General features: G+C 45.6%; 9 protein-coding genes and 1 pseudogene. 2 read left to right on the plus strand and 8 right to left on the minus strand.

Translation table 11 applies throughout. The features are described from left to right. Positions 1-928: 928 nt before the first annotated feature. Genes MC7420_RS37390 through MC7420_RS27420 form a run of 3 tightly spaced genes read right to left on the minus strand, consistent with a single transcriptional unit; the run spans position 929 to position 2,074 of the window. Positions 929-1,351 (minus strand): ISAs1 family transposase, encoded by a 423-nt coding sequence (locus MC7420_RS37390; protein ID WP_083799188.1) that lies wholly within the window; start codon positions 1,349-1,351, stop codon positions 929-931. Next, on the minus strand, positions 1,338-1,541 hold the full coding sequence (locus MC7420_RS40560; RefSeq protein WP_006104630.1) for a hypothetical protein: 204 nt from the start codon (positions 1,539-1,541) through the stop codon (positions 1,338-1,340). Before MC7420_RS40560 ends, MC7420_RS37390 begins: the two co-directional genes overlap by 14 nt. Beyond that, complete coding sequence (locus tag MC7420_RS27420; protein ID WP_006098448.1) at positions 1,517-2,074, minus strand: ISAs1 family transposase; 558 nt, start codon at positions 2,072-2,074, stop codon at positions 1,517-1,519. Before MC7420_RS27420 ends, MC7420_RS40560 begins: the two co-directional genes overlap by 25 nt. 288 nt (positions 2,075-2,362) lie before the next feature. Here MC7420_RS27420 and MC7420_RS37395 point away from each other — a divergent pair, with 288 nt between their 5' ends. Continuing rightward, the gene (locus MC7420_RS37395; protein ID WP_006104592.1) at positions 2,363-2,524 is read left to right on the plus strand and encodes a ribbon-helix-helix domain-containing protein; all 162 of its coding nucleotides are present in this window, start codon (positions 2,363-2,365) and stop codon (positions 2,522-2,524) included. 681 nt (positions 2,525-3,205) lie between these two features. Here MC7420_RS37395 and MC7420_RS27430 read toward each other — a convergent pair. Beyond that, on the minus strand, positions 3,206-3,649 hold the full coding sequence (locus MC7420_RS27430; protein ID WP_006104620.1) for a hypothetical protein: 444 nt from the start codon (positions 3,647-3,649) through the stop codon (positions 3,206-3,208). Between the two features lie 254 nt (positions 3,650-3,903). On the opposite strand from MC7420_RS27430, the gene MC7420_RS27435 reads away from it, so the two are divergent. Continuing rightward, on the plus strand, positions 3,904-5,880 hold the full coding sequence (locus MC7420_RS27435) for a caspase family protein (protein WP_006104553.1): 1,977 nt from the start codon (positions 3,904-3,906) through the stop codon (positions 5,878-5,880). Between the two features lie 134 nt (positions 5,881-6,014). Here MC7420_RS27435 and MC7420_RS27440 read toward each other — a convergent pair. The 4 genes and pseudogenes from MC7420_RS27440 to MC7420_RS35755 form a co-directional block, all read right to left on the minus strand. Further along, positions 6,015-7,824, minus strand: a pseudogene (locus MC7420_RS27440) (IS1634 family transposase). A gap of 8 nt (positions 7,825-7,832) precedes the next feature. Next, the gene (locus MC7420_RS27445) at positions 7,833-8,771 is read right to left on the minus strand and encodes an amidase family protein (protein WP_006104662.1); all 939 of its coding nucleotides are present in this window, start codon (positions 8,769-8,771) and stop codon (positions 7,833-7,835) included. Positions 8,772-8,824: 53 nt separating this feature from the next. Then, entirely contained in the window at positions 8,825-9,919 is a 1,095-nt protein-coding gene (locus tag MC7420_RS27450) for a hybrid sensor histidine kinase/response regulator (RefSeq protein WP_006104609.1), read from the minus strand. A gap of 184 nt (positions 9,920-10,103) precedes the next feature. Continuing rightward, entirely contained in the window at positions 10,104-13,760 is a 3,657-nt protein-coding gene (locus tag MC7420_RS35755) for a PAS domain S-box protein (protein WP_006104538.1), read from the minus strand. Positions 13,761-13,809 lie beyond the last annotated feature (49 nt).

Here is a 13,809-nt window from a genome sequence, read left to right on the forward strand (position 1 = left end):
TTAACAAAATGCAGGTTTTGTAAATCTGCCGCTTTAGGGTTAAAGTGCGATATCCTTTTTTTAGTCTCCCTTAGAAAATATTATAAATAATTGTCAGACTTATGGAACATTTAAGGTATACCCATTTGGGTTAATTTCTCCTGTGGAGATTTGGACAATTTGGCAGCATGTCAGGCTACAGCCCTCACCCCCAGCTCATCTTCATCCCCTTCACATCCCCCTCTTCACTTATAGATCCCCCTTCCGTCCCACTTCCGTCCCCCAACCCCCCTCGTTCCCCCCTTTTAGATCCCCCTCCCGTCCCCCTGACAGGTGTAGGTTTTTTATTTAAGGGTGGAGACAAGACAAGGGGACAAGGAAGGAAAGAAGACAAGGGGGAAAAACCGTACAGAATTCGGTTCGGTCAAACTAACTTCTAAAAGCCGAAACGCCCTATTTTTCGTTAAAACTCTTCCTTGTCTACGGTCGCTGAGCGAAGTCGAAGTGATGGTCTACCTGTCTTCCAAGTCTAACCTGAACCGCAATCTTAAAAAACCTACCCTTGTGAGCTCCCGTCCCCCCCTTTTCGATCCCCCTCCCGTCCCCCTTAAAAAGCAGGGCTAATTCATTGTGATGAGAGAAAATTAGGGCAACCAGGACTATTCATACCAAATCCGATTGCGAGAACCACCTTATAAATTAGAACAGCAAAACGCCATCAACAATGTTACATAAGGCTTTTACCGTTTTCAAAAATGTCTTTGTAAGGGGGGTATGGGAACTGGATTTGGTATCAGACGGCAAGACGACTCTGGGCTAGAAGAACACCATTAGAACAAATAGTTACTTTACGCGATCGCGAATAAACTAGGACTCACCTAGGAGCTGGTTACCACAAAGGTTCTGGGGTTTGGCTCAACAAGGCGATCGCGAATAAACTAGGACTCGCCTAGGAGCTGCTTACCATAAAGGTTTTGGGATTTGGCTCAACAACGCGAGTCGGCACATTTCTTATTAGCTGAAAAATTTGTTCCAGGTTATGACTAATCAGCCGAATTCCGGTGGTTATAGATGAATAGCCATTGTAGCGCAAGATAGTTAATACTAAACTACGAATAATAGAAAAATTAGCGGGAGCGTTACCTTGTCGCATCCGAGAATTATCTTCATCTAACACCACGTCTTTAACCCAATGTAAACGATTCTCGATGCCCCAGTGACCCCGAATACCTTGGGCAAATTGTGCTGCATTGATAGTCAGACTACTGATGTAATATACTATTTGGTGATAGGGTTTACCTGCTCGTGTACCAAAGCGTTCTACCTTAACTAAACGTTGCAAACCTTCCCAATCATAACTAATGCCACTCAGTCATCAAAACCGAGACGGAGCGAGTCGTAATGCGATCACTTCGGCGCTCTGTGGTGATATCAAGGCTAACAGGTAACCTTTGTTCAGTAGTCAGCTTAATTTGTTCATGTAGACGTTTTTGATTACCCTTAACAGCAATCACATAATCATTGCCACCTTCTATAATTAACTGTACAGTTTTTTTTGGCAATGTAAGGAATCCAAAGTGAAAACAACTCCTTCTAGGTCTAAAGTAGCTAGGAGATTTTGCACAACAGCAATTTCACTCCCTTGTTTGTTGTGAAATTGTTGGAGAGCAATGGGAACTCCTTTTTGAGCGCTGAATACCGAAACTACATTAATAAAATCTTGATAAGCTTGGTCGTAATTGCTGACAGTAGCCTTAATACTTTTACCATCAACTCCTAACCAGTCTTGTTCTCCCTGAGGAAGACTACTATATACCCAATTATTAAAAATATTAGCTAAATCTGTAAAATCTATTCCCATCATCACCCGCCGAAAAGTGGAGTCAGAAGGAAAACGAGTCGGAGGTAATTGCAGAGTTGTCACCAATGCCTCATGATGCCTCCGACAAAAATCTTCCAGGGCACGATAACCTAAACAATCACTCAGAGTTCCCATAATCACCAGCAAAAGAAGTAACCACAAAGGATAACGCCGTCCTCTTGCGGCACGAAAGTCTGGCACTTGGGTTAAGGCTTCCAGGAGATTGACCTTCATAGCAAGCAAATGACTCGATTAAACTATGGCTGCAAGATTTAGTTTACGCTAAATTCTGGTCGTCCTAATTTTCTCTCATCACAATGAATTAGCCCTGCCTTAAAAAGGGGGAAGCCAGGGGATGCTTCGCTTTTTTTGCACGGGAGGGTGGGTACAAAGCCCAAACGCTGACCAACCTGGCTTGTTAGTGTAAAGTGTGTTATTTTAATGTATAACGAATTTAGATTGAGCAATAAACAGTGAAAAACTATATACTGGAATATGTTGAAGCATTAAAATTTAGGGCTGATGAAACTCAAAGGGCGGGTCACTGCTTATCTACCGGAAGAAATCCAGAGAGCCTTGGAACAGTGGGCAGAGGAAGAAAGTAGGTCACTGAGTAGCCTAGCGACCTACTTGTTAACTCAGGCTGTCAAAGAGCGTCAACAACAACAAAACCAGTCGAATTAGGGCTTGCTGAATACGTGTTGTTGGTTAGGGAAGGGAACAGGCAACAGGCAACAGGCAACAGTGTCAATCCCTGTGTCAGGAAGATTCTGCGACCACTAAGGCGCATAATGCCAAGATGTAGAGTAAGCTGTCATGCATTTAAATTGGGTATTAGTAGCGAGCAAGATGCAAAGCCTGCGGCATGGCTTCGCTTAACGCACTACAAGGATGAGAGCAATTCTTGACATTATGGTTTAAATGCCGAACAGCTTATCTAGGATCTAAAACCTTGGACTTGTTTAGCCAAAAAATGCTTGAAAGCTTTATCTGGTATGCTTTCTACATTCATGCAGCTAGCCCGACTTATCAGCCAATTGGCGTAAAAGATTAAGAAGTTTTGCTGAGGCGGGAACCCATCCTCAGAGGACACAATTTGATGTAGGGACAAATCAGAACCTGAATGGTTTAGGGCTTGGGCAATTTGAGGAACCAGCACGCTACCTCAAATATTATGCACAAGCCCTCTCTCTATTTAAGTGGGTGGACACAATTAAAGTTAACGGTTGAGATTAGGGAACACCTCGACTTACCTCGACTCCGCTCGGTAACACGCTCGGTGTGTCACAGGGAACAGGGAACAGTAAGGGTTTTAGGGCAATTTACTTTCACTTAATACAGTACCGTTTTCTTTTGTCCGACTACTTACTGATTCGGCTCAGATTCAGGGGGTTGGTTAGACTCTGATGGCTGGCTAAAGTCTAGCAGGGATTGAGTCCCCGGAAAATAAGTTGCCCAAAACGAAACAATAGGACGCCGTTTCCAGTTTTGACGACTCACGTCTAGCAACAAAATCGGAGCGATCGCGCTATTATGTTGTCCAATAATGGTCACGGCGACATCAGTGACCAATATATCACCATCGAAACTGCGTTGGGCGGCGGCTCTAGCAATGGCTTCGGCGCGGCGGAGAAAATTAGCGTAACTTTCATCAGGCTGACTGATCAGAGAGACTTCGACTCGTGCCGTGTAAGCTTGAGCCATCTCAGGAGCGATCGCGGCGGTGATCAGCCAACTGATACTGGTACAACCGAACAACACCCATAAACCGAGTGGCGCAATTTGTTTTCGGGCAATTGACTGGATCATTGGGGTAGACGACGGGTTATGAAACAGAAATTTTAACAGCAGACGTTACCTGGGATAACCCCTGAAGGGCAGATTATTGATGATTCTTCAAATCTACCCATTGGAGACGATTTCAGGGTTATCCTGACGGACAGGCGGCGAAGACTATAAAATGATTTTGTCTTTAATGTCTTGATCAAGACTGAACCGTTAGTCCGACAAGACGATGGCAACACTGATCAAGTTCCAGCCGCCAACGTCGAAACCCAAAACCCATGGCAAATTACGCTTGCGTTGCAATTGGCATTAATCGCTATCAGTTTTTACCGCCCTTAAACTACGGACAGGCGGATGCTCAAGCCTTGTGGCAGTTTCTGGTGCAGCAGGGGAATGGGTCATCCCAGGATTATTTAGTTTTAACCGACCATTCACCTCTGATTGATCGCCAATCCACTTATCCCAATCAAGACAATATTTGGCGCTGGCTGGACGCGACTCGCCAACCCTCCCCGACGAACGGCAAAACGTCTGCGTCGAAGTCTTGGCGGTGGTTCTTTTTCAGTGGTTATGGAGTTTGTTGGCAACAAGCCGATTACCTAATGCCTATTGATGGGAATCCCCAGGATATTCCCCGTACCGGGATACCCATGCGATCGCTCCTTAGTTCGCTTCAGCCTCAAGGGGATGAAAATCTGCTGGTTTTGCTAGATATTAACCGATCGCCGGGACTGCAATCCGGGGAATCGGTGGGTGCGGAAACCGTGGAATTAGCCCGTCAGATGGGAATTACGCTGATCATGTCCAGTCAGCTTGGGCAATTTTCCCACGAAGCGACGGCGTTGCGGAATGGTTTGTTTAGCGCTGCCTTACTGGAAGCCCTGCGCTACTATCAAACTGAGCTAACCCTGGCAAACTTGGAGCAGTATTTAGGCGATCGCTTACCGGAGTTAAGTCAACACCACTGGCGACCGATACAGACGCCTTTAATTATTATTCCTTCTGAAGCAACCCGACAACAACTCATTTTACCTATCTCTGGGTCTACTTCTGTCGAAGAGAAAACGGCGACACCAATAGCCTCAACCCTAACATCGGGGGATCAGACCAATGGCAAGTCAGCCTATCAAGACGCCTCTACTGATAATGGGAATGGCGCAACCGCCCCTGTCTCCAAGTATGCCGTTGCCATACCGGACAAACAACCGACGCACTCGTTAACACCTAGGGATGTTGATGAAAAGTCCAACTCAGCAACTTCCAACTCAGCAACCGCTTTGGTTAAGATACCTGATTTTGTGTCCGACAACGATAGTCAAGAGGATCAGACATGGAAACAATGGCTGCTGCGAGGGAGTGGACTGATACTGGTTTTGGTGCTGATGCTACTCACTCTCAAGACTCTCAACCGTCAAACTGGGACAAGTCCCCAGATTATTCAGCCTGTCACCGAAACCCAACCCACAGCCGATGAAGAGACGGAGGGGTCAGTGACTCAAAGTCCCGTCGCTGATCAGACTAGCCCTGCACCTAAAGCCACTGGTTCACCGCTTCCCCCCTCACCTGTGGAGAATCAGCGTATTGCACCCGCGTCTGAGGATAAACCCCAGGAACAGCCCCTAGACTCACCCTCACCCTCTGATCCGGAATCCATGGAAGCGAACCAACGGATTTTGGCACAAGCTAAGGGTAGAATCCAACCCAATCAAGCATCCCTCTTCAGTCAAGCGATCGCCCAAGCCCAGAAAATTCAACCCGGTGAACCCCTGTACCAGGAAGCGCAACAGGATATCCAGCGCTGGAGTCAGGTGATTCTTGACTTAGCCGAAGGGCGGGCGAAACAAGGCAATTTTGCATCTGCGATCGCGGCGGCAAAATTAGTTCCGTCTACCAATCCCTCAATTTATAATCGGGCGCAGTCGGCAATTAAAACTTGGCAGACTCAAGCGAAACAGCAGCAGCAAAACCAAGCAATTATTCAAGCGGCTAAACAGCAACTGCGACGGAATCAAGCCTCGTCTTATAATCGGGCAATTAATACTTTAAGTAAAATTCCCCCAGGTCAACCGGGTTATGATCAAGCGCAACAGTTAATTGATCAATGGAGTCGCCAGATTTATCTAATTGCCAATTCTCGTGCATGGCGGGGTCAGTTGTCACTGGCGAGACAAACCGCCGCCTTAGTTCCGCCGGGGACTCCCTCATACCCAGCCGCGCAGCAGGCGATCGCTCGATGGCAGAAGGATCAACAGTAAGGAGGTGGGAAACATGACAGTTAACGGTGAAGATTGTCATCTGTCATTAATCTCAACCGTTAACCTGAAGTTCCCCTTTGACAAATCGCTACACTGTATGCATATCTTGGCTTAGGGCGATTTCACTTTCGGCTTCACTGGGTACAAATCAGGCTGACGCCCAACAAATCTAAAGCCTTTCTTTGTACCGGAGTCGGTTCGGTTACCTTGTCAAAGTCAAAATTTACACCTGGAATATTAGACTGAATTCGATTGTTAACAATTGTTCCCAAATCAGCTAACAGGGTTTGAAAGCTATGCACGGGTAAGTTATCTGCTGTCCGCTTCTTTTGGGCTTTGGAAGAAGCCGAATCGCTCCGAACTGAGTGGGTGACTATTCCTTCACGTAATCTAAGAGCATTTTCCCAATCATCTTCATCGAAAAGAATCGGGGCTAAACATCGGCGCATATGCCATTCTACATAGTACGCCAACATACATAAGAATACATGAGCTTTAACTCTATCGCTGTTACGATGATAGATAGGACGTACCTTTAAATCTATAGTTTTATAGCTGCGGAAGGCTTGCTCAACTTTGGATAAACTCTTATAGGCTTTGACCGTCTCTTCGGCGTTCAATGTTTCTTCGGGTACGGAACTTCTCACCACATATAAGCCATCTAATGTGGCTTCTTCATTAATACTTTCGGTGTTTCTTTTGTAAGATAAGCTATCGGGAGTTATCTGGATTTTGAAATGTTTCGCCACACCATATTTGTTGATCACTTCACCCACTTTTAATCCGATTTCAGCACCTCGACTTCGCTCGGTGCTGACCCTGAGCGAAGTCGAAGGGTCAGCTTCACCCCTTAACGGACATCTTTTCCGTGATGTGGCACTGACTATTTTATCTAATTTCTGCTCCGTGGCTTGTAATAACTCTTCTCGATTTCTTTTTCTTTCTTCAGCTAAGAATGGATTCCGACAGGCAACTAATCTCTCTCCCGGATAGTCTTCACAGGTAATTTCAGCTAAGTCTTTTTCATCAAATAGAGAGAGCTGAATGTACGACTGGTTCACTAACTTACGGATTTGGCTTGAACGTAGCGCCGTTATCCAATCTACTCCTGCTGTTTCCTTGAGGTCTTCTCGGATTCTAGCTTGTGTTATCATTCCCCTGTCCCCCACCCAGATTATTTTCTTTAATCCAAACCGAGTGCGGACTTTTTCGATCTGTTGGGTTAATGTACTGGGGTCGGCTGTATTTCCTTCAAACACCTCGACGGCAATCGGACATCCTTGGGCGTTACATAATAATCCAAATACGATTTGCAATTTACCTTTTTTCTTTTCTCTATTATAGCCGAATTTTGCCAAAGGGTAGAGACGCGCCATGGCGCGTCTGTACGCTTCAAAATAGGTTGAACTGACATCATAGAGGACTAATGTTCCTTCTACGCTAATGGATAGACGCTAAACTCTTTTCTATCTCCTCTTGCCTAGACAATAGCCAATCCATGGCTAAATAGAGTTCATCTTCATCTGTTCCAGACAATCCCAATCGTTCTCCTAGACTGGATAGTTTGGTCGCCTCTTGTAATCCTCTGGCTGTGGCTAATTTCGACTTAGGGGCAATAATCAGTGCCGCTATCATCGATAGCACTAATCGTCTGTTACGTGTGTTTTCACCGCTGATAATCGAGTCTAATCCTATTTTCTTTATCGTTCCTAGTACCGCAGCGACGTGACCGTGAGGGCGAGAGCGAACTATGTTAAACGCTTCTTCGATGTCTTCAATGGCTTTACCTCCCTTGAGGAGAATCTTTAAACCGTCTACCGCTTCATCCGGCAATTTTGACAGGTTAGCCAGGGTACGTTTACGCACTTTCTTTCCTTCGCGATAGGACTCGCGAAGTAATACGGCGGGTGGGGAATTTCGGTTCGGAACACGTTCTATGTACATGACTACAATTATCTCACAGATTTTCCCTCAAGACTATTTCGAGCGCCGTTCAAAGCATCTGCCTTGAGAAATGGGGTGTAATCCTGGTGTGACTTGCCCTGGCTTTCTAAAGTACGGTAATCATTGGCATCGACGCCTGCCATAATGCCAAGCGCGATCGCAGCATCTCTGACTGTTCGCGCCATGGGTCCGGCTGTATCGAAGGAAAGGGTAAGAGGGACAATGCCATCCCGACTGACTAGCCCTTGAGTCGGTTTGATACCCACAATACCAGTAACGGCTGCCGGACCGCGAATCGAGCCGGATGTATCCGTTCCCGTTGCCAACATCGCCAAGTTAGCCGCGATCGCAGCCGCACTACCCCCACTTGAGCCAGAAGGATTGCGACTCAAGTTATAAGGATTTAAGGTTAACCCACCCAAAGAGCTATACCCAAGCCAGCCATCCGATGAAGCGAACTCGCTCATGTTGGCTTTGGCGAGAATAATTGCCCCCGCCTGTCGTAGCTTCTGGACGGTAAATGCATCGTCTGGTGGCACAGAGCCTTTGAGTAAAACCGAGCCTGCTGTAGTTGGCATATCGGCTGTATCATAGTTATCTTTGAGGATAATCGGGATTCCGTGCAACGGGCTACGCTTGCCTTTCTCTTGCCGTTCTCGATCGAGTTCTTTTGCCTCAGCCAGTGCATTGGAATTGATGGAAATTAGCGCATTAATCCCAGCATTTCTATCTTCATAAGCTTGGATTCGGTTTAGATAAAGTTGCACCAATTGCTCAGATGTCAAGTCCCCACTATCAAACGCTTGGTTAACATCCGATACCGTTGCTTCCCTCAATCGGAAGGTTTCAGCAATTGCCGACAGGGGAAACCCACTTAAGCCAATGACTGATAAAACAGCAATGGCTTGATTCGTGAGTTTTGATAAATTGGAGGAGTGCTTTTTCATTCATTGTCGTTTTTTCTTTCGCTAAATAGTACCATAAGTAGGATGGTAACTCCTCATTTACCAGCTAAACTAACAGACACCGTTGTTTCCTTGCCAGGATTACTTTCAATCGTTAATTCTCCCCCATGTAATTGAACTAAACGCTGGGCGATCGCTAACCCTAATCCTGACCCTTGTTGTTCATAGAGTTTGCGCTCAAACTGCATGTAGGCTCCCAGCTTGGCGATTTGCTCCGATGTCATTCCTCGTCCCTGATCAGTTATGCTGAGAATGACCTGATTTTGCTCGACGCGATCGCAGATACTAACGCTTGTTCCAGGTGGCGAAAATTTAAACGCATTATCAATCAGTTCTTCTATCAATTTCCGCAGATTCGGTTCCGACATATAAATCTTGCTTCCTTGCAGGTTTAACTCTAAATCTGCTTCTCGATCAACTTGCTTGGCTTTTTGATGAACGACCTCAAAAATTAGGGGTTGACTATCCGTTTTTACCTCGCGACTTTGTAACGCCTGAAGCCGTGCTGGATCATTTGCCATTAATTCCAGTTCAGCATAGAGTAAGAAGTTCTTTGTCAGCCGATATAACCGTTGACTGGAGGTGTGAATATCTTGTAGAATTTCTAGGGCTTCATCTCGGTCAATATCATCGTATTCATTGATAAAAAAACTAGATGAAGCGATGATTCCATTTAGGGGTGTATATAACTCATGGGGGAGGGAATGGCAGATTTGACCGCGCAACTCGTCTAGCTTCTTTTGAGATTGTCGTTCCAGAACCCCTTGTTTCTCAAATCGCGCCGCGATCGCTCTCAGTAACGCCTCTCTGGTAAACGGTTTACTTAAATAATCATCTGCGCCAGATTCCATCCCCTGACGCAGATCAGCTTTGGCGGATTTAGCGGTGAGAAAAATAAACGGAATGGCTTCGGTGGATAGATTTTGCCGTAGCTGTGTTAACACTCCATATCCATCCACTTCTGGCATCATAATGTCACAGATAATTAAATCTGGTCTTTGCTGTTGCGCCAACTGGATGCCAGTTTTACCATTTTCTGCTAAAAGTACCTCAAAATCTTCTGCTGATAACAGTTCATAAATATTCTCTCGAATCCCTTCTTCGTCTTCAATAATTAAAATTGTATTCATACATCTTACCTCAGTTCAGTTGCTTTTTAGGGAATCAGCCGACTTCAATAAGCTGTTCGGCATTTAAACCTTAATATCAATAACGGCGAAAGCCTTGTAGTGCGTTAAGCGAAGCCATGCCGAAGGCTTTGCATCTTGCTCGCTACTAATACCCAATTTAAATGCATGACAGCTTAATCAAGAATTAAAGCCTAATCACTACTGTAAACGTTGTCCCGACACCAAGTTTGCTCTCCAAGTTAATTGTACCTCCATGTCTATCCACAGCTTTTTTGACAATCGATAGTCCCAAACCTGTCCCCGAAATATTTCCTACATTGGTGCCGCGATGGAATGATTCAAAGAGCCGTTGTTGGTCGGTTTCAGAAATGCCGATGCCTTGGTCTTTGATGCGAAAAATTAATTCGTTGTGGCGACAAGTGAGTTCCAGACAAACTGGACGATCAATCGGGGAATACTTCAGCGCGTTTGATAATAAATTACCCAGGATATGGCGCAGTAATTTTTCATCAAGGGAAACGGGTGTCAATTGCCCCTGATGAGTAAAGCACAGAGAATGTCGGTGACCGATTCCCTGTTGAAACTCCTCAACCAACTGTTGACAAAATTGTCGTACATCCATCTGAGCCGGGTTAAAGTCTAATTTTCCAGCTTCGGCTTTACCCAACAAGAGGATATCATTCAGCATTTGAGTGATATGATGAACATTTGATTGAATTCGCTCAAAATGAATCTGTTTTTTCTCTTCCGTGAACTTCGAGGAATAATATTTCAGTAATTCTGTCGAACTGAGAATTGTGGTTAAAGGCGTGCGAAACTCATGGGAAGTCATGGAAATAAACCGGGATTTGAGTTCATTGAGTTCCTGTTCTCGTGCTAAAGCTTGGCGAATTTCCTGTTCAGCTTGCTTATACTCGGTGATATCTTCGGCAATTCCCACAATCCGGTAAACTTGTCCAGAGGTATCATAAACCGGAAAGGCGCGATCGCGAATCCAACGCTGTTCACCTCCAGGCTGGATAATCCGATAGTCTTCGTGATACTCTCCCCTAGCTTGTTTCGCAAACGCCGCCATCACCCGCTCTCGATCCTCTGGATGAATCGTTTCGACAAAGGATAAAGGATTGTCATAAATACTTTGACAACTACGACCCCAGATCTGTTGATAGGCTGGACTAACATATATCATCTGGGACTTTGCCACATCGGTAATCCAAAACACCTCATGAATGTTCTCCGCAAGCTGGCGAAACCGTTGCTCACTCTCCTGTAGCGCCGCTTCCGTGCGCTTGCGATCGCGAATATCTTCGATCACACCGACAAAATAGTCCAATTCCCCGGTAGATTTCCGCACCAATGAACCCCTGAGATTCACCCAAACAATTGAGCCGTCTTTGCGAATGTAGCGCTTCTCCATAGAGAATGTCTTAATCTCACCCGCTAACAACTGGTTAACATAGTATTTATCTCCATCAACGTCATCGGGGTGGGTAATATCCACAAAGGTTTTCGTCAACAGTTCATCCACCGTATACCCTACGATATCACAGAATGTTTGATTCACTCGCAAAAAGCGATCGTCCCATCCGGTATGCGTAATTCCCACCGTCACCTGTTCAAAGGTTGAGCGGAATCGTTCTTCGCTAGTTCGCAGCGCCGCTTCCGTTTGCTGACGTTGGGTAATATCGCGACAGATACAAATAAAATTACCCTCTGGAGTCAACGTTAGGGAGACTTCCTCAGCAAACTTACTCCCATTTTGACGTAGCGCCACCGCTTCACCGCGCCAATACCCCTGTTGCTGCAAAATGGTAAAAATATCGCGCTCAAATCGCGTGATTTCCTCTGGAGGATACAGGTGTCGCCAAGACTTCCCCAGCAACGCTTCCGAGGTATCATATCCAAACAGTTGAACATGGGCGGGGTTTAGATACGTATACTCCCCCTTAGCGTTAAGAATCGCAATTCCTTCTGTGGTGGCTTCAATCGCTGCTAACTTTTGTCGCAATTGGATTTCTACCTGTTGACGTTCGGCAATTTCATGCTGTAATTTTTGGTTACTTTGCTGCAATTGAGCCGTGCGTTCTTCAACCCGGCGTTCTAGTTCTTGTTTCGCCTGTTGCAGTTCTAATTCCACTCGTTTACGTTGGATGAGTTCCGTTTGCACCTGCTCAAATAGACTCGATTGTTGAATCCCAATTCCTACCTGTACAGCTAACTGTTGCAGTAACTCAATTTCTGACGTTTGCCACTGTCTAGGTGCATGACACTGTTGAGCCGTCAGCAGTCCCCATAATTCATCGTCTTTAATGATAGAAATCACTAAGTTAGCGCGAACTTGTAAGCTGGCTAAAAGTTCAACATGACAAGGGGTGAGTCCAGCGGTATAAATATCGGCTGTGGCTTGGAAACGACCGTTTTTGTAAGACTCAACACTTGTTTTTTCAAAGCAGGGATCATGAACAACCACGCCAGACAGGGAGTCCCATTCAGCACCCACCGATTCCACCATCACAGTACCACTCCAGTCGGAGTGAAATCGATAAATTAGTACCCGGTCAACTTGAAGCCATTCTCGTACTTCTTGCAGGGTGGTTTTGAGAATGTCTTCAAGGTGCAGAGATTGACGAATTCGCGAGGATATGCTGTAAAGCAGGTGTTCCTTGGCTGAGTGTTGAGTGTTGAGTGTTGACCCTTCGCCACCCTCGTAGGGAACCTGGTTTGTAGGGGCGGGTTTAGGAATTTTCTTGTCGCTATTGATGGTATCGTTTGTACAAAACCCGCCCTGACTGAGTATTAACTGCGACTGGGTATCAGTTTTAGGAGTCAGTTCAGCATTAGCTGGAGAAATAGAGGGCAAAATTGGATTGAGAAACGAGAAGGTTTTGCTATTCAGGTTTATCGCCCGCAACAAGCTGTCTTGGTCAATCATTCCCTGCCATTCTCCCTGATTTCCTAAGACGATCAATTGCTGAGTGTGCCACTGTTGCATCCGTTGATATGCCGTCCCTAAAAAATCATCAGCACGAATACTAAACCACGCCGAACTCATTACCGTTTGGGCATCAAGCTGTTGAAAATCTAAGGGTAATGTTTGAAACTGAACAATATCGTCGGCTGTAACAATTCCCATGGGAATAGGGAATTGACGAAACGATAAAACAGAGGAAAAGTCTAAATCTGTAACTGTCTCCCCTGTTCCCTGTTCCCTCTGTCGAACAATCACCACGTAACCAACACCATGAGTTGCCATCAACTGAGCTAACTTTTGCACTGGTGCTGTAGGAGGCGCACAAATTACCTGAGTTGTCATCACTTCAGCCACAGAATGTAACCCCATTACATCCGTCATTTGTAGGAGGTGGCGCATTCTCTGGGGGGTGACAATTCCCAAAAGATAACCACTCTCATTGAATATGGGTAGATGATGAATACCATGTTGCTGGAACAAGTTGAGGATGATTGTTACATCTTGACAGTCTGATGCGTTTAGAATGACTAATTTCCGAGTCATCACATCAGCCGCCGTCAGTGCGTCTAAATTTATATCCAACGCGGCTAACCGGACAAAATCTTGCTCTGTCAACAAACCCAGCAGTTGCATTCCCTGCATGACTAAAACACAACTGGTTCTCGCCTGCTTCATCAAACGCCAATCGGGTAAGGGATGGCAACTTTTGGTAGACGTGTCTGATAAACCGAGGGTGCAATCACATCCAGCTTCTTGAGCAATCAGACGGATAACCTCACTCAAGGTTGTATCAGGTGCAACACTCAAGGGATAAGGATCAATTACCGCCTCTAACGGTAATGACGAGAGGGAGAGGTCTAGGAGTGACATGGCAAACTTCAGAAGTGTAACGATAGAGGAGTCTGGGGTCTTATCTTTT

Source organism: Coleofasciculus chthonoplastes PCC 7420, assembly GCF_000155555.1.
In the GTDB taxonomy this organism is placed as follows: Bacteria; Cyanobacteriota; Cyanobacteriia; order Cyanobacteriales; family Coleofasciculaceae; genus Coleofasciculus; species Coleofasciculus chthonoplastes_A.

What these genes read in the sequence shown, in the direction of transcription:
- MC7420_RS27420 (WP_006098448.1), bottom strand. Translation starts at nt 2,074, where the DNA reads ATGAAGGTCAATCTCCTGGAAGCCTTAACCCAAGTGCCAGACTTTCGT.
- MC7420_RS37395 (WP_006104592.1), top strand. Translation starts at nt 2,363, where the DNA reads ATGAAACTCAAAGGGCGGGTCACTGCTTATCTACCGGAAGAAATCCAG.
- MC7420_RS27430 (WP_006104620.1), bottom strand. Translation starts at nt 3,649, where the DNA reads ATGATCCAGTCAATTGCCCGAAAACAAATTGCGCCACTCGGTTTATGG.
- MC7420_RS27435 (WP_006104553.1), top strand. Translation starts at nt 3,904, where the DNA reads ATGGCAAATTACGCTTGCGTTGCAATTGGCATTAATCGCTATCAGTTT.
- MC7420_RS27445 (WP_006104662.1), bottom strand. Translation starts at nt 8,771, where the DNA reads ATGAAAAAGCACTCCTCCAATTTATCAAAACTCACGAATCAAGCCATT.
- MC7420_RS27450 (WP_006104609.1), bottom strand. Translation starts at nt 9,919, where the DNA reads ATGAATACAATTTTAATTATTGAAGACGAAGAAGGGATTCGAGAGAAT.
- MC7420_RS35755 (WP_006104538.1), bottom strand. Translation starts at nt 13,760, where the DNA reads ATGTCACTCCTAGACCTCTCCCTCTCGTCATTACCGTTAGAGGCGGTA.